Below are 20990 nucleotides of genomic sequence, written 5' to 3' on the forward strand. Positions count from 1 at the left end.
AGGCCCGAGCGCAGCGACGCCAGCCGCATCGGAAAGGAAAAGCGCATGGCGATGCGGGCATCGAAACTGTCCAGATCGCGGCGGTAGCCTTCGAGCGCATCCTCGATCACCTCGAAGCTGAACGTCCGGTCGGCCGAACGGTAGAAGCTGCGCATGATGCGGGACATGTTGATGCCCTTTTTCCCGGCCTCGAGGCTCACCGAGCCGGTAACCGATGTTTCGAGCGTCAGATCGCCTCCGTCGCGGGTGTGATAGCGGATCGGCAGGCGAAAGTTCGAGATACCCACATGCTGAATCCGCCGCCGCGCCCCGCGGATCAGGCTTTCCGGCCCGTTCTGAAGGTCCGGCATGGAGGCGCGATAGCTTTCGTCCGCCCTGAACCCTTCGGGGTATGTTCTTGAAAGGGAGGGATAGGTATTGCGGCCGGTTTCCGGCAGAAGCCGGCCGACGGCAGGGTCGAGATCGGCGATCTCCAGTTGCGTCGCCCCGCCCGCCCACTGGCGCAGAAGCTCCAGCGCCCTCTGCGCCTCTTCCCGCGACGGAACACTTGCCGGATCTGCGAACTGAACGGTCATCGGCTGGCTCCTCGTGTTTCCCCCGGGTACCGGCGGCTTGCGCCGGCACGCCTGTTCATGTGTTTCCGACCGGACAGGTAAGACCCCGGCACCCCGATCGCAATCGCGACTATGCGTTGCGATATCGTGCCACAAAATTCGAGATTATGCGCGGTGCCATCGAGGTGTCGGTCGCCAGAACCGCCTCGGTCAGCGCGTCGGCTTCCTCGGGCGGGAAATACCCCTTGTGACGATAGATATCGATGCGCAGCGCAAACACCTCGCCATCGGCTTCGGGGTGGAACTGCGTCGCATAGACGTTCTGTCCGTAGCGGATCATCTGAAAGGGGCAGGCATCGGATTCCAGCAGGTGGGCGCAACCCACGGGCAGTTCCTGCACCGCCTCCTTGTGACCGACGAGGGCATCGAAGCTGTCGGGAAAGCCGGCCAGCACCGGGTCGGTGCGTCCCGCTCCGGTCAGGCGGCAGGGCACCGCACCCACTGCCTCGCCATAGCGTTCCTTCGAGACGCGCCCCCCCAGATGATGCGCCAGAATGCCGATACCGTAGCAACAGCCGAGAAACGGAATGTCCTGACCGGCGATCTGCGGCATCAGACCGAGGATTTCGCGTTCGATCCGTCTTTCGACCTCCGGTTTTCTGTCGTCCGGGTCCGAGATGCATCCCGGTCCCCCGCCGACGATCACCCCGGCATACTCCGACAGGTCGAGGTCCGCAGGGATTTCCTCGCGCTCCAGCCTGATGCGGCGTGTCTCGTCCGGACGCAGCCCGCCGCGCGACAGGAACGCCTCGAACTCGTTGTCCGAGGCCTCCGGCTCGGGGCGGAGTTGCAGGATGAGAAAGGGCTTCATCGTGGCTTTCCTTGCAGGGGTCCGGCTTTCTGCCGCGCCACGCCGCGCCGGTCAAGTATCGTCGATCAGCGGTTCGAGGGCCGCCAGCCAGTCCGGCGCTTCGCGCGCGCCGACCTCGGCCTCGCGCACCAGGCCGTCGAAATGCGCCGTAAGCGCCCGCACCCGGTCGCGCGAGCGGAAGGTCAGGTAGAAACGGCCGACGTAAATGACGCCCAGAAAAGTGCCGAAAACCGTGACCGGCGCGCTGAAGACGCGCTTGGCATCGTAGATGAACATGCGCAGCGAGGGGTAGAGATCGCGCCCCGTCCGGACCATCGAGCGAAGCTGCTCGCGCCGCGTTGCGGCATCGAGCCCGGCGTAATATCCGGTTCCGCCGGCGAACGAGCGCAGTTCTCCCATCGAAATGGCGATCTCGAAATCCGACGACTGGGTATCGATCAGGCCGAACCTGTCCTTCGATGCGCCTATCGCCTGTTCCGGGGTCTTGCCGACATGCGCGCGGTATTCCCACAGGAACATCGATTCGGTTTTCAGAACGTCCGGAAGCGTCGCCGGAACGTGGCGGATCTTGTAGCCCGCCGCCTCGCGGTGCCAGGCGTGAAGCTGCGCATCGGCGGTCGAACGGGCGGCCTCGGTCACCGTGACCGCAGCGGCCAGAATGTCGCCGGGCCGTTCCGGCCGGTCGGTCAGCCCCAGCAGCCAGTCCGACGAAACCCCCAGCGCGCGTGCGCATTCGGCCGCCAGATGCGCGTTCGGCAGCCGTGCCGTCCCGCCGGCGAGAAGCTGCGCGACGGTCGAGCGGTCCACACCGGTCGCCCGCGCCAGTTCGCTGCGGTTCATCCCCGCCGCCGACATCTGTTCGCCCAGACGGTTGCGGAACAGATCGGCGCGGTCGCGTTTGTCCATGATCGTCATGATTGATGATTATTATCAACATTGATGACCAAAACAAGATTATTTGCCGGATTTTCAACGCCAGCAACAGGCCCGATAGCTGTGCGTGGAAGATGGAGGAAGGAATGAACGACACACCGCTGCGCAGCGTCGTCAAGGCCATGACCTGGCAGGCGTCGGGGCTGATCTCGATGACGGCGATCACCTGGGCGGTGACCGGTTCGGTGGCCACCGGCGGAGCGATCGCACTGGCCGGCGCATGTTTCGGCTGCGTCAGCTATGTGCTTCACGAACGCATCTGGGCCCGCATCGGCTGGGGCCGGCGTGCCGCACCCACCTGCCCGCAACCGGCCGGTATCGCGCGAAACTGACGCGCCGGGTCACACCGCGTCGAGCGCCTGCTTCACATCGGCGATCAGATCGTCCGTCGCCTCGATCCCGAGGCTGACACGCACCAGCCCGGGCGTTATGCCCAGCTTCGCCCGCTGCTCGTCGGACAGCCGCTGATGGGTCGTGGTCGCCGGATGTGTGACGATCGACTTCGCATCGCCGAGGTTGTTCGAGATCGTCATGATCTTCAGCGCGTTCAGGAAGCGGAACGCCGCCGCCTGCCCGCCCCTGATGTCGAGCGACAGCACGGTCCCGGGCTTTTCGTAAAGCGCGGTCGCCAGAACGTGCTGCGGATGCTGCTCGATGCCGGGAAAGATCACCCGTTCGAGCCGCGCATCCCATTGCAACGCCTCGGCCATCGCCTGGGCCGAATCCGCCTGCGCCCGCACGCGCAGATCCATGGTTTCCAGCCCCTTGAGCATCAGCCAGCCGGTAAACGGGCTCATCGAACCGCCGGTGTGCTTGAGATAGGGCTCGACCGTCTTGCGGATATAGTCGCGGCGCCCGAGGATCACCCCGCCGAGCGCGCGCCCCTGCCCGTCTATATGCTTGGTGGCCGAATAGACCACCACATCGGCGCCCTGTTCGAGCGCACGCGAGAAGACCGGTGTCGCGAAGACGTTATCGACGATCACCGTGGCGCCGACCTTGTGCGCCAGTTCGGCGACACGCGGCGTGTCGATCACCTCGAGCGTCGGGTTCGACATGGATTCGAAGAAGACCGCCCTGGTATCCCTGCGGATGGCGTCGCGCCACTGGTTCAGGTCGGTGCCGTCGACAAAGCTCACCTCGACCCCGAAGCGGGTCAGGATATCCTCGAGGATATAGAGACACGAGCCGAAAAGCGCCCGCGACGAGACGACGTGATCGCCCGTCTTCAGCATCGCCGTCAGCGCGCCGCTGACCGCCGCCATGCCGCTTGCGGTGGCAAAGGCATCCTCGGCCCCCTCCAGAGCGGCGATGCGATCCTCGAACATCCGCACCGTCGGGTTGCCGTAGCGGGCATAGATGAACTCGTCCGGTCCCGCCTCGATGAACCGCGCCTCGGCCTGTTCGGCGCTGTCATAGGCGAACCCCTGGGTCAGGAATATCGCTTCGGACATCTCGCCGTACTGGCTGCGCCTGGTTCCTGCATGGACAAGTTTCGTTCGCGTCTGCCAATCGCTCATCGGGCGGTCTCCCACAAAAAAACCCACCGCAGTCAGCGGCGGGGCGTCCCGCATCTGACCTCTTTAGCGGATTGTTTAACGTGGCCCGCAATCCGGTGAACAAATCGCCACCCCTGCGTGTTAGCGCCCGGAACCGTGCAAGGTCAAGGTTGCGGATGGCACGGCAGCGGCTCCTCCCTTGCCCTTCGCGCAGCGTTCGTCATCATGTGGGCGACCCCTTACAAGGAATACCCCATGCAGACCGACCCTATCGCGCTCTATTACTGGCCCACCCCGAACGGATGGAAAATCTCCATCGCGCTCGAGGAGATGGCGCTTCCCTATGACCTCCACCTCGTCGACATCGGGCGCGGCGACCAGTTCGACCCCGATTTCCTGAAAATCGCCCCCAACAACCGGATGCCCGCCATCGTCGATCCGCAGGGGCCGGACGGCGCTCCGATTTCGGTGTTCGAATCCGGCGCGATCCTGCAATATCTCGCCCGCAAGACCGGCATGTTCCATGGCGATTCCGAGCGACAGCGCGTCGCCGTCGGCGAATGGCTGATGTGGCAGATGGGCGGATTGGGCCCGATGGCCGGTCAGGCGCATCATTTCCTGAAATACGCACCGGACCTCGACCCGCCGCAGGTGCTGCCCTACGCGCAGGACCGCTACCGGGCCGAGGTGGCGCGCCTTTACGGCGTGCTCGACCGGCAACTGGCGCGCCACGAATATGTCGCGGGCGATTTCTATTCGAGTGCCGACATGGCTATCTGGGGCTGGGCGTCGCTCTGGGAAGGTCAGCAGCAGACGCTCGACGACAAACCCGACCTCGCACGCTGGCTCGTCACCGTGGGGGCACGGCCGGCGGTGATCCGCGGGCGCGCACTGGCGGCGGAGGCGCGCACCGGCGTTTCGGACCGCGACAGCCAGAAGATCCTGTTCCGCCGCTGAACGGACCGGCCGGCCGGCGGGTACGAAAATGCAGACGCCCGCCGGAGCGGGCGTCTGGCGTCAACTGACTGTCGACGATCCGTCAGGAGGCGCCGCCCCCGGTCGCGCGCACTTCCTCGCGGCGGTTCGAAAGCTCTTCTGCCACCAGAAACGCCAGTTCGAGCGACTGGCTGGCGTTGAGCCGGGGGTCGCAGGCGGTGTGGTAGCGGTCCGACAGGTCCTCGTCCGTCACCGCGCGCACGCCGCCGGTGCATTCGGTTACATCCTGCCCGGTCATTTCGAAATGGACGCCGCCGGGGATCGTGCCCTTGTCGCGATGCACGGCAAAGAACTCGCGCACCTCGGCAAGCACGCGCTCGAACGGGCGCGTCTTGTAGCCGGTGGCGGATTTTATGGTGTTGCCGTGCATCGGGTCGCAGACCCAGACCACGTTCGCCCCCTCGGCGGCGACGGTTTCGATCAGGCGCGGCAGATGTTCGGTCACACTGCCGGCACCGAAGCGGGTGATCAGCGTCAGACGGCCGGCATCGTTGGCCGGGTTGAGCGCCTCCATCAGCCGCTTCAGATCGTCCCGGGTCATCGACGGCCCGCATTTCAGCCCGATCGGATTGATGACACCGCGGCAGAAATCCACATGTGCGCCGTCCGGCTGACGGGTGCGGTCGCCGATCCACAGCATGTGACCCGAGCCGGCGATGGTCTGGCCGGTGGTCGAATCGACGCGGGTCAGCGCCTCCTCGTATTCCAGCAGCAGCGCCTCGTGGCTGGTATAGAAATCGACGCTGCTCATGCTGCTCATCCGCTCCGAGCGGATGCCGGCGGCGGTCATGAAGCTCAGCGCGTCAGAAATCCGGTTCGACAGGTCGCGGTAGCGCTCGGCCTTGTCGGCATCGGCAAAGCCGGTCGTCCAGGCGTGAACGCGGTGGATATCGGCGAAACCGCCGGTCGAAAACGCGCGCAGCAGGTTCAGCGAGGCGGCGGCCTGGGTATATGCCTGAAGCATTCTGGCCGGATCGGGCAGACGCGCCTCTCCGGTGAATTCCATCTCGTTGATGATGTCGCCGCGGTAGCTGGGAAGTTCCACCCCGCCCTTGGCCTCGGTCGGAGCCGAGCGGGGCTTGGCGAATTGTCCCGCCATCCGGCCGACCTTGATCACCGGCACCTTGGCGCCATAGGTCAGCACCACCGCCATCTGCAACAGGACCTTGAAGGTCTCGCGGATCGTGTCGGCGGAAAACTCCGCAAAGCTCTCGGCGCAGTCGCCGCCCTGTAGCAGGAACGCCTCACCATGCGACGCGGCTGCCAGCTTCTCGCGCAGCCGGCGCGATTCGCCGGCGAAGACCAGCGGAGGATATTTCGCCAGGCGCGCCTCGACCGCTTCGAGCGCGGCACTGTCGGGATAGTCTGGCATCTGCACCCGCGGCTTGCTGCGCCAGTCGGATTTCGTCCATACCCGTGACATCGGCATCCTCCGAAGAAGTTTGCGTTGAAGTTTGTGGTGTATATCCGTCCCGGCGGCCGATTGGAACGGCTAATTCCCACCGGCGGGCGGCACCGGTCCGGCCGTTCGCTATGGCTTGCATATGTCCGATTTTCCTGATTGCGATGTTCCGTACGGCTTTGGTGCAGGTAGGTCATGAATTCAGGGCGAAGAATGGAAGAACCGCTCGTCGAGGTCGCCACCGTCGGCAACCGGCCCAGACGGTTCATCTTCGTTCTTCTCGATCAGTTCACCATGCTGTCGTTCGCCTGCGCCATCGAACCGTTGCGCATCGCGAACCGGGTTTCGGGCAGGGATCTCTATTCCTGGGTCACCGCCGGCGAGGGCGGCGACAGCGTTTCCTGTTCGAACGGCGTGATATTCACGCTCGATCTCGATCTCGACGAGGTCGGCCGCGAAGACGTGATCATGATCTGCGGCGGCATCGACATTCAGGCGGCGACCACCCGGAAGCTGCTGAACTGGCTGCGCCGCGAGGCACGGCGCGGCGTGACCATCGGCGGGCTGTGCACCGCCGGATACACGCTGGCCAGGGCCGGGCTGCTGGACGGAAAGCGGGCAACGATCCACTGGGAAAACCAGGACAGCTTTCTAGAGGAATTCGAAGAGGTAATGCTTACCAAATCGGTGTTCGTAGTGGACGGAAACCGCATCACGACCGCCGGCGGGACCGCGTCGATCGACCTGATGCTCAAGATCATCGCCGACGATCACGGAGAGGAACTGGCCGGCGCGGTCGCCGACCAGCTTATCTATTCCTCGATCCGCACCGATCAGGATACGCAGCGGCTTTCGATTCCGACCCGGATCGGGGTTCGTCACCCCAAGCTCAGCCAGGTGATCCAGATCATGGAGCAGAACCTGGAAGAGCCGATTTCGCCCGCGCTTCTGGCGCGCGACGTATCGCTTTCGACCCGGCAGCTCGAACGGTTGTTCAGGCGCTATCTGAACCGCTCGCCCAAGCGCTATTACATGGAGTTGCGCCTTCAGAAGGCGCGCAACCTGCTGCTTCAGACCGACATGAGCGTGATCAACGTGGCGCTTGCCTGCGGGTTCACCTCGCCCAGTCACTTTTCGAAATGCTACCGGGCGCATTACCACACCACCCCCTATCGCGAGCGTGGCGCACAGGCGAGCAGGCTCTCGGTCTGATCCGGTGCTCAGTTGGCAAGGTTCAGAAGGTCCATCGCCCTGAGCCGCCCCAGCACGATGCGACAGCTTTCGATGCCGATTCCGGTGCCCGAACCGCCGCCGAAGCTGGCGCCGACATAATCGCATTGTGCGTTGCGATAGGATTCCCATGCGATCTGCGAGGCGTCGAGCGCGGGAACGGCCTCGGTTCGGCCGGTCAGTTCGTCAAGCTCCGCCGCCGAACCGCGCGCAATATCGAGCGCGGATGCCACTGCATGATCAACCCGTTCCAGCGTTTCATGCACGCAATTGCCGATCTCGATCTGGCTGCCATCCGGGCATTCGAGGTCGGGACCGGCAAGAATGGGAGCCGCAAGAGCGGGCAGCAGCGATACGGAAAGAACAAGCAGGCGCATTCGGGCATTCCTTTTCGGGCCAGTTGCCCCAGCGAACCGGCTGCGCCGCGCGCCGTCAAGTATCCGCGTCGCCGCTCACTCCGCCGCGCGCGGGGTCACGCGATAGATCGCGCCGTTATCCTCCGAGACGATCCACAGCGACCCGTCGGGCGCTTGGCGCAGGTCGCGGGTGCGGGCGGTCTCGGGCCATTCGATCCGCTCGACCTCGCGAAACCCGTCCGCCGACCGTTCGAGCCGCGAGATCAGCCCGAACTTGAGCGAACCGACGAGGAAATCCCCCCGCCATTCGGGAAACATCTCTCCCTCGTAGATTACCAGCCCGGAAGGCGCGATGGAGGGATCCCAGTAGAATGCGGGCTGTTCCATTCCCGTCTTTCCGGTTCCCTCGCCGATCTTCGCGCCCGAATAATGACGGCCATAGGAGATCACCGGCCAGCCGTAATTCGCGCCCGGAACGATCCGGTTCACCTCGTCCCCGCCGCGCGCGCCATGCTCGACGACCCAGAGCGCGCCTTGGGCATCGAGCGCTGCCCCCTGCGGGTTGCGGTGGCCATAGGACCAGATCTCGGGCTGCGCGCCGGGGTTTGCGGCAAAGGGATTGCCCGGCGCGGCGCTTCCATCGCGCGCGATGCGCAGCACGCTGCCGTTGTGGCGGCCGAGATCCTGCGCCGAAGGCCGGTCACCCCGCTCGCCGACGGTGACGTAAAGCGCGCCGTCGCGCCCCTCGACGATGCGCGAGCCGAAATGGCGCCCGCCCGACGAGCCCGGCGTCATCTCGAATATCGTGTGAAACCCTTCGAGCCGCGCGCCATCCGGTGAAAGCCGCCCGACCCCCACCGCCGTTCCGGCACCGCCACCCTGCGCGCTGGCATAGGAAAGAAAGACCTCGCGACTGGCGGCAAAGTCGCGCGGCACCAGCACGTCGAGCAGCCCGCCCTGCCCTTTGGCGACGACCTCGGGCACGCCGGCAACCTCGACCGATTCGCCGGAGGCCGCGAAATGACGCAACCGCCCCGGACGCTCGGTAACCAGAAAGCCGCCGGAAGGAAGAAAGGCGACCGACCACGGCGTATCGAGCCCGACGGCGACCGGCGCAACCTCGACCGGGCCGCCGGCGGTGTGGCGCGGCTCCGCCACGGCGCCGCCCGCAGCCAGCGCCAGCATCGCCATCAATACCAAACGGTCGGTACACATCGGATTTTCCTTTCCGCTATCCGCGACCGCCCGGCAATCCGGCAGTTCGCCATGCGCGGCACCCGACTTGGGCGGCGGGTCCCGCACCCGCCCTAATTGCCGCCGCGCGCCGTCAGGGCACGCTTTTCATTTTCGTTATTGCCGAATAACCTGTCGCGAGGACACAAGTTCCAACAGGGAGATTTGAGATGAAAAAACTTCTGCTGGCAAGCGCCGCCACCATGCTGGCGACCGCCGCCACCGCCGAAGAGGTCAAGATCGGCGTGCTGCTGGGTTTCACCGGGCCGATCGAATCGATGGCGGTTGCGATGGGTGCCGGCGCCGAGCTTGCGATCAAGGAGGTCAGCGACGGCGGCCAGTTCATGAACGGCAGCACCGTCGTATCGGTGCGCGGCGATTCAACCTGTATCGACGCGGCCGCCGCGACGGCGGTTGCCGAGCGTCTGATCACCTCGGACAAGGTTGCCGGGATCGTCGGCGCGGCCTGCTCGGGGGTGACCGGCGCGGTTCTCGCCAACGTTGCGCGCCCGAACGGCATGGTCATGATCTCGCCGTCGGCGACCTCGCCCTCGCTGACCGCAGCCGAGGACGACGGCCTGTTCTTCCGCACCGTTCCGTCGGATGCGCGGCAGGGCCAGATCATGGCCGATATCCTGCTGGGCAACGGCGTGAAGGAAACGGCCGTCACCTATACCAACAACGATTACGGCAAGGGTCTGGCCGAAAGCTATCAGAGCGCCTTCGAGGCGGGCGGCGGAACGGTGACGATCTCGGCCGCGCACGAGGACGACAAGGGCGATTACTCGGCCGAGGTCGGCGCGCTGGCATCGGCCGGCGGTGAAGTGCTGGTGGTTGCCGGCTATGCGGACCGCGGTGGCGCGGGAATTGTCCGCGGCTCGCTCGATGCCGGCGCTTTCGACACCTTCCATTTCCCCGACGGCATGGTTTCCGGCTCGCTCGAGGAGAAATTCGGAGATTCCATCGACGGCTCGACCGGCCAGCTTCCCGGCAACGACAGCCCGGGCGCCGAGAGATTTGCCGAAGTCGTGGGCGATGCCTTCGATCCGACCGCGATCTTCTCGGGCGAAAGCTATGACGCGGCGGCGCTGCTGCTGATGGCGATGCAGGCCGCCGGTTCCACCGATCCCAAGGTCTATGTGAGCAAGATCATGGAGATTGCCAACGCCCCCGGCGAGCCGATCTATCCCGGTGAGCTTGGCAAGGCGATGCAGATCCTCGCCGATGGCGGCGATGTCGACTATGTGGGCGCAACGGTGGTCGAGTTTCTCGAAAACGGCGACAGCGCCGGCAGCTACCGGGAAGTGAAGATCGAAGGTGGCAAGTTCGAAACGGTGGGTTACCGTTGATCGCGGCCTGTCCGATCCGGCACGTTGCAGAACGGCTTCACTTAGCGTAACGACAGACGGCCCGGGACGTTCCCGGGCCGTTTGATGATCGCTTGATAATAATAAGAGCGCAGTCCAAGGCGCGAGGGACGCGAGTTCATGATAAGGGTCGAGAACCTTCATCGGCATTTTGGCGGTTTCCGGGCCGTCGACGGTGCCTCCATCGAGATCGAGACCGGTTCGATAACCGGCCTGATCGGCCCAAACGGGGCGGGAAAATCAACACTTTTCAATGTAATAGCGGGCGTTCTTCCGCCTACGTCCGGCAGGGTCTTCATGGACGGCGAAGATATCACCGGCCTGCCTCCGCACGCGTTGTTCCACAAGGGCCTGCTGCGCACCTTTCAGATCGCGCATGAATTCGGCTCGATGACGGTGCGCGAGAACCTGATGATGGTTCCCGGCGGACAATCGGGCGAGACGCTGTGGAAAACCTGGTTTCAGCGCGGCCAGATCGCCGAAGAGGAAACCGCCCTGCGCCACAAGGCCGACGAGGTTCTGGCATTCCTGACCATCGACCATCTGGCCGACGAAAAGGCGGGGAACCTGTCGGGTGGCCAGAAAAAGCTGCTGGAGCTGGGGCGGACGATGATGGTGGACGCCAAGATCGTCTTCCTCGATGAGGTGGGCGCCGGCGTCAACCGCACCCTTCTGCACACCATCGGCGACGCGATCATCCGCCTGAACAAGGAGCGCGGCTATACATTCTGCCTGATCGAACACGACATGGATTTCATCGCCCGGCTGTGCGATCCGGTGATCGTGATGGCCGAAGGCCGGGTTCTGGCGATCGGTCCCGCCGAGGACATCATGCGCGACGACCGCGTGATCGAGGCCTATCTGGGAACCGGCCTCAAGAACCGGAAAAAGGCGGAGGCCGGCGCATGAGCGAGCCATTTCTGATCGGCGACGGCATGTCGGGCGGCTACGGCCAGGGGCCCAACATCCTGCACGGCTGCACCATCGCGGTCGACAAGGGCGAGATCGCTGTCATCGTCGGGCCGAACGGGGCCGGCAAATCCACCGCCATGAAGGCCGTCTTCGGCATGATGGATGTGCGCGAGGGCAAGGTGCGGTTGGGGGGCGAGGATATCACCGCGCTCAGCCCGCAGGACCGGGTGGCCAGGGGCATGGCCTTTGTGCCGCAGACCAGCAACATCTTCACCTCGATGACGGTCGAGGAAAACCTCGAAATGGGCGCCTTCCTGCGCGAGGACGACATCGCCGGCACGATGGAACAGGTCTACGAACTGTTCCCCATCCTGCGCGACAAGCGCCGGCAGGCGGCGGGCGAGCTTTCGGGCGGGCAGCGCCAGCAGGTTGCCGTGGGGCGCGCGCTGATGACCCGGCCATCGGTGCTGATGCTCGACGAACCGACGGCCGGCGTCTCGCCCATTGTCATGGACGAGCTTTTCGACCGCATCATCGAGGTCGCGCGTACCGGCATCTCGATCCTGATGGTCGAGCAGAACGCACGCCAGGCGCTGGAGATCGCCGATACCGGCTATGTTCTGGTGCAGGGGCGCAACGCCCATACCGGCACGGGCAAGGATCTGCTGGAAGATCCCGATGTCCGCCGCAGCTTCCTGGGAGGGTGAGGATGCCCGACCGGAAATGCCATACCGCGAAGCCCGTCAACCAGTTGAAAGCCCGCATGCTACCGACCATCCCCGTCCGCGAGGTCACACGATAATGGAGCCGCTCAACGCCTTGGTCGCGCTGGCCAATTTCGTTCTGATCCCCGCCGTGTCCTATGGAAGCCAGCTGGCGCTCGGCGCGCTCGGCGTGACGCTGATATACGGCATTCTCAGATTCTCGAACTTCGCCCATGGCGATACGATGGCCTTCGGCGCGATGGTCACGATCCTGATCACATGGGCGTTCCAGTCGGTGGGCATCTCGATCTACCCGCTGCCTGCCGCCCTTCTGGCCCTGCCGTTCGGCATCGCCATTACGGCGGCAATGATGCTGCTGACCGACCGCTGGGTCTATCGCTTCTATCGCCGACAGAAGGCCAGGCCGATCATCCTCGTGATGGTTTCCCTTGGCGTCATGTTCATCCTGAACGGGGTGGTCAGGGTCATTGTCGGCCCCGGTGAGCAACAGTTCAACGATGGCGCACGCTTCATCGTCAGCGCCAGACAGTTCCGCGACATGACCGGCCTTTCCGAGGGGCTCGCGTTCCGCACCAGCCAGGGTATTACCATCGTCGTCACCGTTATCGCGGTGATCGCGCTCTTCTGGTTCCTGAACCGGACACGCACCGGCAAGTCGATGCGCGCCTATTCGGATAACGAGGATCTGGCGCTTCTGTCCGGGATCGACCCCGAAAAGGTTGTGCGGGTGACGTGGATTCTCACCGCCATTCTCGCCACGACGGCCGGGGTGCTCTACGGGCTCGACAAGTCCTTCAAGCCCTTCACCTACTTCCAGTTGCTGCTGCCGATCTTCGCCTCGGCCATCGTCGGGGGGCTCGGCAATCCGCTCGGCGCCATCGCGGGGGGCTACATCATCGCCTTTTCCGAGGTCACGCTGACCTACGCATGGAAAAAGGTGCTGACCTACCTGCTGCCGGCGGGCATGGCGCCCGACGGGCTGATGCAGCTTCTGTCGACCGATTACAAATACGCGGTGTCCTTCGCGATTCTGGTCATCGTGCTGATCTTCAAGCCCTACGGCATCTTCCGGAGGAAAGCGGTATGAACCGGAACGCGCTTCTTTTCGGGTTTGTCGCCCTGCTCTACATCGCCACCGGTTTCATGCAGAGCTGGAACACCGCGCTGGCGATCTTCAACATGGGCCTGATCTCGGCGATCATGGCGCTTGGGGTGAATATCCAATGGGGCTATGCCGGGCTGTTCAACGTCGGCATCATGGGTTTCGTCGCGCTCGGCGGTCTGGCGACGGTGCTGGTCTCCATGCCGCCCGTCACCGCCGCATGGGAAGCCGGCGGGGCCCGGATGATGGCCGCGCTCGCCGTGGGTGCCGCAACCGTCGCCATCGGCGTTCTGAGCTACAAGCGCATGAAGGCGGGGCGTCGGCGCACCCTTGCCATCGTCGCGATCTTCGCTGTCGGGTTCGTGCTCTACGGCATGCTCTTCAATCCGGCGCGCAACGCGATCGAGGCGATCAACCCTGCCTCTACCGGCTATCTGGGCGGGCTGGGGCTGCCGATCCTGCTCTCGTGGCCGGTTGGCGGGCTGCTGGCCGCGGCGGCGGCGTGGCTCATCGGCAAGACGGCGCTGGGGCTGCGTTCGGATTACCTCGCCATCGCCACGCTCGGCATCGCCGAGATCATCATTGCCGTTCTGAAGAACGAGGACTGGCTGGACCGGGGGGTCAAGAACGTCGTCGGGCTGCCCCGACCCGTTCCGTGGGAGGTCGACCTTCAGCAAAGTGCGGCGTTCGTCGAACGCGCCGCTTCGCTGGGTCTCGACCCGACGACGGCCTCGTCGCTGTGGGTCAAGCTGCTCTATTCGGGTCTCTTTGCCACAGTACTGGTGCTGATGATTCTGCTGACCCAGCTTGCACTGAAATCGCCCTGGGGCCGGATGATGCGCGCCATCCGCGACAACGAAACCGCCGCCGAGGCGATGGGCAAGGACGTGACGCGCCGCCATCTGCAGATATTCGTGCTCGGATCGGCCATCTGCGGCATTGCCGGCGCGATGATGACCACGCTCGACGGCCAGTTCACCCCCGGCACCTACCAGCCGCTCCGCTTCACCTTCCTTATCTGGGTCATGGTGATTGTCGGCGGTTCGGGCAGCAACTGGGGGTCGGTTCTGGGCGGCTTCCTGATCTGGTGGCTGTGGAGCCAGGTCGAGCCGATCGGCGGCGCGCTGATGAACCTGATCACCATGCCCCTGCCCGCCGGCTCGGCGCTCAAGGTGCACCTGCTGGATTCCGTCCAGCACATCCGGCTGCTTACCATGGGGGTTGTGCTGTTGCTGGTCCTGCGCTTCAGCCCGCGCGGGCTGATACCGGAAAAATGACGCGCCGGCGTTACCGGGCCGGTCCGATTGATGTCGCAGGCGGTTCCGCCCTTCCCTGCGCTCATACCAGCGACCACAAGATCCGACCGTTCACAATAGTCGGCATTGCGGACGAAGCTGCCGTTCGGACGGGAGCGCAAGCCGCGCCAGCGCATGGCCGTGGACCGGCGCTCCTGACGGTAGAAAGACGTGCTTAATGCCAGCCACATCCGCCCGCAATATGAACGTTGTACGGCGTCACCAACGCGCGTGGCGGCGGGACCGGCCTTGCGCTGGCGCGGCGGCCTTCGGCCTTGTTCCGCGCCCGGGTGTCTTGCTCTGCCAGAACAGGAAGGGCTCAATGCCGTCCTTCACGGATCGGATTGAGCCATTCTTCAAAGACGGTCCATTTCAGAGCCGGTACAGGGCCGAGAACTTGTCTTCCAGATAGTCGAGCAGCGGCGCGACCGTGACGGGGGTGCCGGCCGCGCGTTCGACCGTTTCGCGTGGCAGGTAGCGCGCGCCGTGGCGTTGCAGGCTCTCGCGCAGCCAGTTGGAGGCCGGTAACGCATCGCCCGCCGACAGGGCGCTTTCCCAGTCCGGAACGGCGGTGCGCATGGCGGCGAACAGGCACCCCGCATAGACGTTGCCCAGCGTATAGGTCGGGAAATAGCCGAACAGCCCCACCGCCCAGTGCACATCCTGCAGAACACCGTTTGCCGGGCTATCGACGCGGACGCCGAAATCGGCCTCGAAACGCTCATTCCATGCCGTCTCCAGATCGGCAACCTCCAGTTCGCCGTCAATCATCCGCCGTTCGAGATCGAAACGCAGCAGGATATGCAGGTTGTAATGCACCTCGTTCGCCTCGGTGCGGATGAATCCCGAATGCACCCTGTTCGCCGCTGCATAAAAGCCGTCCGGTCCGTCGACGCCCATGTCGCCGAAGACGGCGGCGCAACGCGTGTACAGCCAGCCGCAGAAGGCACGGCTGCGGCCGAGCTGGTTCTCGTAGATGCGGCTCTGGCTTTCGTGTACACCCATCGACGCACCCCGCCCCAGCGGGGTCAGCAGATAGGCACGGTCGACCCCCTGTTCGTAACAGCCATGCCCGACCTCGTGGATGGTCGAATACAGGCAACCGAAGGGCTCTTCTTCGGTTGTCCGGGTGGTAATGCGTACATCCAGCCCCGAGCCCGAACTAAACGGGTGAACCGCCCTGTCGATACGTCCGCACGAGAAATCATAGCCGAACGCCCGCGCGGCCAGATCGGAAATGCCAAGCTGCGCCGCCTCGTCGAAAGACCCTCGCAGGCCGGGCACCTTGCGGGTACTGCCGAGGATGCGTTCGCGTAGCGCGACCAGCCGCGGCCGCATCCCGGCGAACATGGCGGCAAGATCGGCGCCGGTGGCGCCCGGCTCGTAATCGTCCAGCAGCGCATCATAGAGGTCGCCCCCCTGCGCCAGCGCCGCGGCTTCCTGCCGCTTGAGCCTGAGGACCGCGCTCAGCGTCGGCGCGAAGGCGCCCAAATCGTTCGTCGCCCGCGCCTCGGCCCATATTCCCTGCGAAAGACTGGTGAGGCGCGCGATTTCGGCCGCCAGATCGGCGGGAACGCGGGTGGCCCGCTCGTGGGCACGGCGGATCTCGCGAAACTGGGCAAGCTCCACCTCGTCCTCGCTGCGAGCGGCGTCGAGCCACTCGGCGACCCGCGGGTCGCACCGGCGGGCATGCAGCACCTTTTCCAGCGCCGCCAGTTCCTCGGCCCTCTGCCCGGCCGCGCCTCGCGGCATGACCGTTTCCTGATCCCAGCCGAGCCGGCCAAGGATCTGCTCCAGCGCCGCAGTCTCGCGGGCGTGTTCCATCAGGCGTTTGCCGGCGGTCGTCATTGTCTCAGCGCCCCTCGCGAACCGAACCCGCCAGCGGATAGGCGGCAAGAAACCGTGCGCGCAACACCAGCACCCAGACCACGATGGCAAGGAACTGATGGGTGATGGCGACATGCCATTGCGCCTGCGCCAGCACGGCGACAATACCGATGACGACCTGACCGAAGGTCATCACCAATGTCCAGTCGAACGCCCGTCGCGTACGCCGGTGGGTGCTGGAGCGGCTGCGGTACCAGGCGAAAAGGGCCAGGATCAGCACGGCATAGCCTGTCATGCGGTGCATGAACTGGACCAGCCCCGCATCTTCGAAAAAGTTGCGCCACATCGGCTCGATCCCGAACGGGTCGGGCGGCAGGAAGCCGCCGCCCATCATCGGCCAGGTCGGAAACGCCCGCCCGGCATCGATTCCGGCCACCAGCGCGCCAAGCAGGATTTGCAGGAAAACGAGGCACATCAGCCACGTGCCGATCCGCAACAGCCCCGCCTCCCTGATGCGCCGGGCCTGCATCAGTTGGCGTTCGGGGCGCGACAGCAGGAAAATATCCCATGCCAGCACCCCGAGGATGACAAAGGCAAGACCCAGATGCGCCGCCAGCCAGTAGGAGGCGACATCGAGCATGTCGCCGCCGAGGCCGCTCGACACCATCAGCCAGCCAACCCCGCCCTGCATGGCACCCAGCACACCGGGCACGAACAGCCGCCCCTTCCAGCCCGGCGGTATCCTGCCGGCCAGCAGAAATCCGATGAAGCCAAGCGCCCAGACCAGCCCGATCACCCGGCCAAGCTGCCGGTGCGCCCATTCCCACCAGTAGATCGATTTGAACTCGTCGAGCGTCATCTCGCTGTTCTGCAAGCGGAACTCGGGGATTTGCCGGTATTTTACGAACTCCGCCGTCCATTCGGCCTCCGACATCGGCGGGATCGCCCCGGTGACGGGCTTCCATTCGGTGATCGACAGGCCGGAATCGGTCAGCCGCGTCAGCCCGCCGACAAGGATCATCGCCACCACCAGCGCGAACAGGGCCATCAGCCAGACCCGGATCGCTCCGCGCGCGCCGCGTTTTGCCTGGTCGATCATGCCGGTCTGCGCCGGCTGGCGCCGCGTTTGCGGGGTTTCGTCGCCCACCTCTTCGAAAATGCTGCGTTTTGCGGCCATTGCTGCCTCTTCGTCGCTGGTGCTCAGGTCTCGGGTTCGTCGGATGCCGCCGGCGCCGCCTTCTGGCGGGTCAGTTGCCTGAGCATGCCATGGAATATCTGCACGTCGGCGCGGGTCAATGCCAGCCGCGACAGCATGTTGCGGATAGCGAGTTTCATTCCCGGCGCCCTGGCCTCGGGAAAGAAGAAGCCGGCGGTGCCGAGCCTCTCCTCGAAATGATCGCCCAGCTTTTCGATCTCGGTCGCGGTGGCGCGGTCGAGTTCGGCCGGCGCGGCTGGCGCCATGCCGTGCCGCTGCCATTCATAGGCCATCAGCAGCACGCACTGGGCAAGGTTGAGCGAGAAGAACCCGGGATTCACCGGAACGGTGACAATCGCGCTGGCGCGGGCCACATCCTCGTTTTCGAGCCCGGCGCGCTCGGGGCCGAACAGGATACCCACCCTGCCGCCTGCATCGGTCGCGGCGCGGGCCTCGGCCATCGCCTGTTCGGGCGTCAGCACCGGTTTGGTCAGCCCGCGCACCCGGGCGGTGGTGGCCAGAACATGGGTACAATCGCCGATCGCATCGGCCACGGTTTCGAACAATCCGGCATTGTCGAGTATCCTGCCCGCACCGCTGGCCAGCGCCACGGCGCGCGGATTCGGCCATTCGTCGCGCGGTTCGACCAGGCGCATCCGGTCCAGCCCGAAGTTCAGCATCGCCCGCGCCGCGCCACCGATATTCTCGCCCATCTGCGGACGCACGAGGATGAAGACGGGTTCTGGCATCGGATCTCCGGTTGGTGTCAGGCGCGGCCCTGATACGCCGCCGGCGAAGGGCCTTCAAGCGGCCATGGCGCACGATCGCAAAGGCGGATATAGGACGAAAACCCGATCGACCACTCCGCCGGAGCAGAAAATGTCCGAGACCGAGCAGCCGCAGATCTATCTGATCACCCCGCCCGAATTCGAACTGTCGACCTTTCCCGACAGGCTGGCCGGCGTGCTCGATTCGCGCGCCATTGCCTGCGTCCGGCTGGCGCTGGCCTCGCAGGACGAAGACCGTATCGCCCGCGCCGCCGACGCCTGCCGCACGGTCTGCTATGACCGCGATGTCGCGCTGGTGATCGAAACCCACCTGCGGATGGTCGAGCGGCTCGGTCTGGACGGGGTGCACCTGACCGGCGTGCGCGGCCTGCGCGACGCGCGCAAGGCACTGGGAGAGGACGCCATTGTCGGCGCTTTCTGCGGCGCGTCGCGCCATGACGGCATGGCGGCGGGCGAAACGGGCGCCGATTATGTCGCCTTCGGTCCGGTCGCCGAGACCGGGCTGGGCGACGGCACGGTCGCACCGCAGGACCTGTTTGCCTGGTGGTCCGAAATGATCGAGGTACCGGTGGTGGCCGAAGGCGGCCTGACCCCCGAAGTTGTCGCTGCACTGGCGCCGGTCACCGATTTCTTCGGCATCCGCGAAATCTGGCCGGCCGAGGATCCCGCAGCCGCGCTCGCCGCCCTGATGGTTGCGGCTGGCTAGACAGCCGGCGGCAGTCCGGCGTTTTCGGTCAGCCCGGAACGAACCGCAGCCTCGCAAGCCGCTGCCAGCGCCTTGCGGTCACCCGCCTGCGCAACCGAAAGCGGGGTGTGATAGATCACCTCGACCGATCCCTGGCGTGGTGCGGCCAGCACCTTGAGCAGATGCGAGGCAAAGTCCATATCGCCCCACCAGCCATAGAAGCGGGGATCTGCGCCCGCTGGCGCGGTGTAGACCACGGTTACGGGCTGGATCTGAAGGATATCCTTCAGTTCGGGACTGAGGAACGCCTGAAAGAGCGTTGTCTTGAAAGGTAAAACCTGGCGACCGTCGGTGCTTGTCCCCTCGGGGAAAAACAGCAGTTTCTGCCCCGCTTCCAGCCGCCGGACGAATTCGCCGGTCTGCGCATGGGCCTCGCGGCGGTCGCGCCTGATGAAGACGGTCCCGGTTGCCCGCGCCAGCCAGCCGATACCCGGCCACCCGGCAACCTCGGCTTTCGAGACGAAATACAGGCGCGAAGATGCGTTGAGCGCGAAGATGTCGAGCCAGCTCGAATGGTTGGCGACAAACGCGCCGCGATGCCCCATCGCCCGGCCCCGAACACTGCGGCGGATGCCCATCAGGACAAAGGCCGTAATGCAGACGAAGCGGGTGATCCACGGTGTCAGTGGACGGCGCAATCCGAACAGCGGGCCTTCGATCAGGCGGATCAGCAGCAGCAACCCGAGGCAGCCGAAAACGACGATGCCGAGCGGCAGCCCGCGGCAAAGGACCCGCCCCCAACCGGCAAGTGTAACCGGCCCGGCTGCGGGCGGCTCGTCCCCGGAGCGCCAGGTCGCGCTCATCCGCGCCCTCCGGCATAGAGCGCGCGCTGCCGGGCGCCGATGCGCGCGGTTTCCATCACCAGGCAGATGTCGGTCGTGTTGAAATCGTGATCGACATAGGCCCCCTCACCCACAAACCCGCCAAGCCGCAGGTAGCCCTTGATCAGCGCCGGAATCGCCCGCACCGCCGCCGGCCGGTCGATCGCGTCCGGGGAAACGATGTCCATCGGGGCGAAATGCCCTTGTCGCGCCCGGACGCGCAGTTCCTCGGGCGCAAGGTGGTTGTGGTGCAGGAACGACAGCGGCATGGCGAGGGCAGCCTGATCAGTACCGTGGAAACTGGCCACACCGAACAGCACCTCGATATCCCGGTCGAGGATATAGGCGCCCAGACCGTTCCACAGGTGATGCAGTGCCATCCCGCCACGATAATCGGCATGGACGCAGGACCGGCCGAGTTCCAGCAACCGCCGCCCGCTGTCCAGAAGCGGTGCCAGATCGTATTCGCCGGCCGAATAGAACCCGCCGGCGCGTTCGGCGCGTTCGCCGGGCATCAGCCGGTATACCCCGACAACGTGATCGAGCGCCGCCGCGTCGCGCGTGTTGTCGACGAGAATCAGATGGTCGTAGAACGGATCGAAGCGGTCGCGCTCCAGCCCGTTCGCATGATCCACCAGCGCGCCGTCCCCGCCGAGTTCGCGCACGAACACCTCGTAGCGCAGGCGCTGCGCCGCACGCAGGTCCTGCGTGTTTTCAGCGAGACGGATTTCGAACTGCGGATCGTCCTGCGGCATGGGTCTGTTTCTGTTCCGGAACCGGTATCGTCGATCTAGGGGAGCGGGGCCGGGATTTGCAACCACGATCAGCCCGGAAAATCAGCGACTTGACCGGGGAATCCCTCGCGCTATGGTTGTTTTCGTTGTTTCGTCGTGATTCAGGATGGCGCCTTCGCTTACAGGTCTTCGGGTATCAGGGAAATCACCCGGCCATCCAGCACCACCTTGCCGGCATGTTCGAAGTTGACGGTAATGCGGTGCCCAATTCGCGACTGTACCTGACCAATGCCCCAGTCGGGGCGATCCGGGTGGCGCACCAGCATGCCCGGCTCCAGAAAGGCGTTCAGATCGACCATGGCGTGCATTCCTTCACGGTTTCCGATAAATGTCCAGTAACCACGC

At 65.0% G+C, this 20990-nt stretch carries 22 protein-coding genes and 1 riboswitch; of the genes, 9 read left to right on the forward strand and 13 right to left on the reverse strand.

Annotation, left to right across the window (positions count from 1 at the left end):
- The 3 genes from ACK5IR_RS11705 to ACK5IR_RS11715 all read right to left on the reverse strand — a co-directional run.
- A partial coding sequence (locus ACK5IR_RS11705; protein ID WP_416929088.1) for a GTP cyclohydrolase, FolE2/MptA family occupies positions 1–575 on the reverse strand: 575 nt, incomplete at its 3' end.
- Between the two features lie 109 nt (positions 576–684).
- Entirely contained in the window at positions 685–1425 is a 741-nt protein-coding gene (locus ACK5IR_RS11710; RefSeq protein WP_416929090.1) for a glutamine amidotransferase, read from the reverse strand.
- Between the two features lie 51 nt (positions 1426–1476).
- The gene (locus tag ACK5IR_RS11715) at positions 1477–2331 is read right to left on the reverse strand and encodes a helix-turn-helix domain-containing protein (RefSeq protein ID WP_416929092.1); all 855 of its coding nucleotides are present in this window, start codon (positions 2329–2331) and stop codon (positions 1477–1479) included.
- A gap of 113 nt (positions 2332–2444) precedes the next feature.
- Here ACK5IR_RS11715 and ACK5IR_RS11720 point away from each other — a divergent pair, with 113 nt between their 5' ends.
- Positions 2445–2690 carry a DUF2061 domain-containing protein gene (locus ACK5IR_RS11720; RefSeq protein WP_416929094.1) on the forward strand — a complete coding sequence of 82 codons (246 nt, stop codon included), beginning with the start codon at positions 2445–2447 and terminating at the stop codon, positions 2688–2690.
- A gap of 9 nt (positions 2691–2699) precedes the next feature.
- Here ACK5IR_RS11720 and metZ read toward each other — a convergent pair whose 3' ends face one another.
- Positions 2700–3878, reverse strand: coding sequence for an O-succinylhomoserine sulfhydrylase (gene metZ, locus ACK5IR_RS11725; protein WP_416929096.1), 1179 nt, complete (start codon positions 3876–3878; stop codon positions 2700–2702).
- A 42-nt stretch (positions 3879–3920) separates the two neighbouring features.
- Positions 3921–3999, reverse strand: a riboswitch (SAM riboswitch).
- Between the two features lie 113 nt (positions 4000–4112).
- Between metZ and ACK5IR_RS11730 the strand changes: the two genes are divergently transcribed.
- Complete coding sequence (locus tag ACK5IR_RS11730; protein ID WP_416929098.1) at positions 4113–4814, forward strand: glutathione S-transferase N-terminal domain-containing protein; 702 nt, start codon at positions 4113–4115, stop codon at positions 4812–4814.
- Positions 4815–4896: 82 nt separating this feature from the next.
- On the opposite strand, the gene ACK5IR_RS11735 is transcribed toward ACK5IR_RS11730, so the two are convergent.
- A complete protein-coding gene (locus ACK5IR_RS11735; RefSeq protein WP_416929100.1) occupies positions 4897–6276 on the reverse strand; it encodes a class II 3-deoxy-7-phosphoheptulonate synthase in 1380 nt (459 codons plus the stop codon).
- A gap of 192 nt (positions 6277–6468) precedes the next feature.
- Between ACK5IR_RS11735 and ACK5IR_RS11740 the strand changes: the two genes are divergently transcribed.
- Positions 6469–7467, forward strand: coding sequence for a GlxA family transcriptional regulator (locus ACK5IR_RS11740; protein WP_416929102.1), 999 nt, complete (start codon positions 6469–6471; stop codon positions 7465–7467).
- Between the two features lie 8 nt (positions 7468–7475).
- On the opposite strand, the gene ACK5IR_RS11745 is transcribed toward ACK5IR_RS11740, so the two are convergent.
- Positions 7476–7862 (reverse strand): lysozyme inhibitor LprI family protein, encoded by a 387-nt coding sequence (locus ACK5IR_RS11745; RefSeq protein WP_416929104.1) that lies wholly within the window; start codon positions 7860–7862, stop codon positions 7476–7478.
- Between the two features lie 75 nt (positions 7863–7937).
- Positions 7938–9056: a PQQ-dependent sugar dehydrogenase gene (locus tag ACK5IR_RS11750; RefSeq protein ID WP_416929106.1), complete on the reverse strand. Its 1119-nt coding sequence runs from the start codon at positions 9054–9056 to the stop codon at positions 7938–7940.
- A 188-nt stretch (positions 9057–9244) separates the two neighbouring features.
- Here ACK5IR_RS11750 and ACK5IR_RS11755 point away from each other — a divergent pair, with 188 nt between their 5' ends.
- From ACK5IR_RS11755 to ACK5IR_RS11775, 5 genes are all read left to right on the forward strand, one after another.
- On the forward strand, positions 9245–10423 hold the full coding sequence (locus ACK5IR_RS11755) for an ABC transporter substrate-binding protein (protein WP_416929108.1): 1179 nt from the start codon (positions 9245–9247) through the stop codon (positions 10421–10423).
- A gap of 138 nt (positions 10424–10561) precedes the next feature.
- Positions 10562–11350 carry an ABC transporter ATP-binding protein gene (locus tag ACK5IR_RS11760; protein ID WP_416929110.1) on the forward strand — a complete coding sequence of 263 codons (789 nt, stop codon included), beginning with the start codon at positions 10562–10564 and terminating at the stop codon, positions 11348–11350.
- Entirely contained in the window at positions 11347–12060 is a 714-nt protein-coding gene (locus ACK5IR_RS11765; protein ID WP_416929112.1) for an ABC transporter ATP-binding protein, read from the forward strand. Before ACK5IR_RS11760 ends, ACK5IR_RS11765 begins: the two co-directional genes overlap by 4 nt.
- Before the next feature lie 94 nt (positions 12061–12154).
- Positions 12155–13165 carry a branched-chain amino acid ABC transporter permease gene (locus ACK5IR_RS11770; protein WP_416929114.1) on the forward strand — a complete coding sequence of 337 codons (1011 nt, stop codon included), beginning with the start codon at positions 12155–12157 and terminating at the stop codon, positions 13163–13165.
- The gene (locus ACK5IR_RS11775; RefSeq protein WP_416929116.1) at positions 13162–14457 is read left to right on the forward strand and encodes a branched-chain amino acid ABC transporter permease; all 1296 of its coding nucleotides are present in this window, start codon (positions 13162–13164) and stop codon (positions 14455–14457) included. The genes ACK5IR_RS11770 and ACK5IR_RS11775 overlap by 4 nt, the downstream gene beginning before the upstream one ends.
- 390 nt (positions 14458–14847) lie before the next feature.
- Here ACK5IR_RS11775 and ACK5IR_RS11780 read toward each other — a convergent pair whose 3' ends face one another.
- From ACK5IR_RS11780 to ACK5IR_RS11790, 3 genes are read right to left on the reverse strand one after another with little or no spacing between them, the layout of a single operon-like run.
- On the reverse strand, positions 14848–16323 hold the full coding sequence (locus ACK5IR_RS11780) for a carboxypeptidase M32 (RefSeq protein WP_416929118.1): 1476 nt from the start codon (positions 16321–16323) through the stop codon (positions 14848–14850).
- A 4-nt stretch (positions 16324–16327) separates the two neighbouring features.
- Positions 16328–17479 carry a heme A synthase gene (gene ctaA / locus ACK5IR_RS11785; RefSeq protein ID WP_416929120.1) on the reverse strand — a complete coding sequence of 384 codons (1152 nt, stop codon included), beginning with the start codon at positions 17477–17479 and terminating at the stop codon, positions 16328–16330.
- A gap of 23 nt (positions 17480–17502) precedes the next feature.
- The gene (locus ACK5IR_RS11790; RefSeq protein ID WP_416929122.1) at positions 17503–18246 is read right to left on the reverse strand and encodes an RNA methyltransferase; all 744 of its coding nucleotides are present in this window, start codon (positions 18244–18246) and stop codon (positions 17503–17505) included.
- 130 nt (positions 18247–18376) lie between these two features.
- Between ACK5IR_RS11790 and ACK5IR_RS11795 the strand changes: the two genes are divergently transcribed.
- The gene (locus ACK5IR_RS11795; protein WP_416929124.1) at positions 18377–18991 is read left to right on the forward strand and encodes a thiamine phosphate synthase; all 615 of its coding nucleotides are present in this window, start codon (positions 18377–18379) and stop codon (positions 18989–18991) included.
- Here the strand turns inward: ACK5IR_RS11795 and ACK5IR_RS11800 are convergent.
- The 3 genes from ACK5IR_RS11800 to ACK5IR_RS11810 all read right to left on the reverse strand — a co-directional run bounded on the left by ACK5IR_RS11800 (position 18988) and on the right by ACK5IR_RS11810 (position 20944).
- Positions 18988–19833 carry a lysophospholipid acyltransferase family protein gene (locus ACK5IR_RS11800; RefSeq protein WP_416929126.1) on the reverse strand — a complete coding sequence of 282 codons (846 nt, stop codon included), beginning with the start codon at positions 19831–19833 and terminating at the stop codon, positions 18988–18990. The genes ACK5IR_RS11795 and ACK5IR_RS11800 overlap by 4 nt on opposite strands.
- The gene (locus ACK5IR_RS11805; RefSeq protein WP_416929128.1) at positions 19830–20606 is read right to left on the reverse strand and encodes a GNAT family N-acetyltransferase; all 777 of its coding nucleotides are present in this window, start codon (positions 20604–20606) and stop codon (positions 19830–19832) included. The genes ACK5IR_RS11800 and ACK5IR_RS11805 overlap by 4 nt, the downstream gene beginning before the upstream one ends.
- Positions 20607–20764: 158 nt before the next feature.
- Positions 20765–20944: a DUF3553 domain-containing protein gene (locus ACK5IR_RS11810; protein ID WP_416929130.1), complete on the reverse strand. Its 180-nt coding sequence runs from the start codon at positions 20942–20944 to the stop codon at positions 20765–20767.
- Between the last annotated feature and the right edge of the window lie 46 nt (positions 20945–20990).

Origin of the sequence: Tropicimonas sp., from assembly GCF_047971885.1 — a bacterium.
GTDB lineage: Bacteria > Pseudomonadota > Alphaproteobacteria > Rhodobacterales > Rhodobacteraceae > Tropicimonas.

Excerpts from the sequence above, each read along its gene's own strand:
- ACK5IR_RS11710 (WP_416929090.1), bottom strand. The coding sequence starts at position 1,425 with ATGAAGCCCTTTCTCATCCTGCAACTCCGCCCCGAGCCGGAGGCCTCG.
- ACK5IR_RS11715 (WP_416929092.1), bottom strand. The coding sequence starts at position 2,331 with ATGGACAAACGCGACCGCGCCGATCTGTTCCGCAACCGTCTGGGCGAA.
- ACK5IR_RS11720 (WP_416929094.1), top strand. The coding sequence starts at position 2,445 with ATGAACGACACACCGCTGCGCAGCGTCGTCAAGGCCATGACCTGGCAG.
- metZ (WP_416929096.1), bottom strand. The coding sequence starts at position 3,878 with ATGAGCGATTGGCAGACGCGAACGAAACTTGTCCATGCAGGAACCAGG.
- ACK5IR_RS11730 (WP_416929098.1), top strand. The coding sequence starts at position 4,113 with ATGCAGACCGACCCTATCGCGCTCTATTACTGGCCCACCCCGAACGGA.
- ACK5IR_RS11735 (WP_416929100.1), bottom strand. The coding sequence starts at position 6,276 with ATGTCACGGGTATGGACGAAATCCGACTGGCGCAGCAAGCCGCGGGTG.
- ACK5IR_RS11740 (WP_416929102.1), top strand. The coding sequence starts at position 6,469 with ATGGAAGAACCGCTCGTCGAGGTCGCCACCGTCGGCAACCGGCCCAGA.
- ACK5IR_RS11745 (WP_416929104.1), bottom strand. The coding sequence starts at position 7,862 with ATGCGCCTGCTTGTTCTTTCCGTATCGCTGCTGCCCGCTCTTGCGGCT.
- ACK5IR_RS11750 (WP_416929106.1), bottom strand. The coding sequence starts at position 9,056 with ATGTGTACCGACCGTTTGGTATTGATGGCGATGCTGGCGCTGGCTGCG.
- ACK5IR_RS11755 (WP_416929108.1), top strand. The coding sequence starts at position 9,245 with ATGAAAAAACTTCTGCTGGCAAGCGCCGCCACCATGCTGGCGACCGCC.
- ACK5IR_RS11760 (WP_416929110.1), top strand. The coding sequence starts at position 10,562 with ATGATAAGGGTCGAGAACCTTCATCGGCATTTTGGCGGTTTCCGGGCC.
- ACK5IR_RS11765 (WP_416929112.1), top strand. The coding sequence starts at position 11,347 with ATGAGCGAGCCATTTCTGATCGGCGACGGCATGTCGGGCGGCTACGGC.
- ACK5IR_RS11770 (WP_416929114.1), top strand. The coding sequence starts at position 12,155 with ATGGAGCCGCTCAACGCCTTGGTCGCGCTGGCCAATTTCGTTCTGATC.
- ACK5IR_RS11775 (WP_416929116.1), top strand. The coding sequence starts at position 13,162 with ATGAACCGGAACGCGCTTCTTTTCGGGTTTGTCGCCCTGCTCTACATC.
- ACK5IR_RS11780 (WP_416929118.1), bottom strand. The coding sequence starts at position 16,323 with ATGACGACCGCCGGCAAACGCCTGATGGAACACGCCCGCGAGACTGCG.
- ctaA (WP_416929120.1), bottom strand. The coding sequence starts at position 17,479 with ATGGCCGCAAAACGCAGCATTTTCGAAGAGGTGGGCGACGAAACCCCG.
- ACK5IR_RS11790 (WP_416929122.1), bottom strand. The coding sequence starts at position 18,246 with ATGCCAGAACCCGTCTTCATCCTCGTGCGTCCGCAGATGGGCGAGAAT.
- ACK5IR_RS11795 (WP_416929124.1), top strand. The coding sequence starts at position 18,377 with ATGTCCGAGACCGAGCAGCCGCAGATCTATCTGATCACCCCGCCCGAA.
- ACK5IR_RS11800 (WP_416929126.1), bottom strand. The coding sequence starts at position 19,833 with ATGAGCGCGACCTGGCGCTCCGGGGACGAGCCGCCCGCAGCCGGGCCG.
- ACK5IR_RS11805 (WP_416929128.1), bottom strand. The coding sequence starts at position 20,606 with ATGCCGCAGGACGATCCGCAGTTCGAAATCCGTCTCGCTGAAAACACG.
- ACK5IR_RS11810 (WP_416929130.1), bottom strand. The coding sequence starts at position 20,944 with ATGGTCGATCTGAACGCCTTTCTGGAGCCGGGCATGCTGGTGCGCCAC.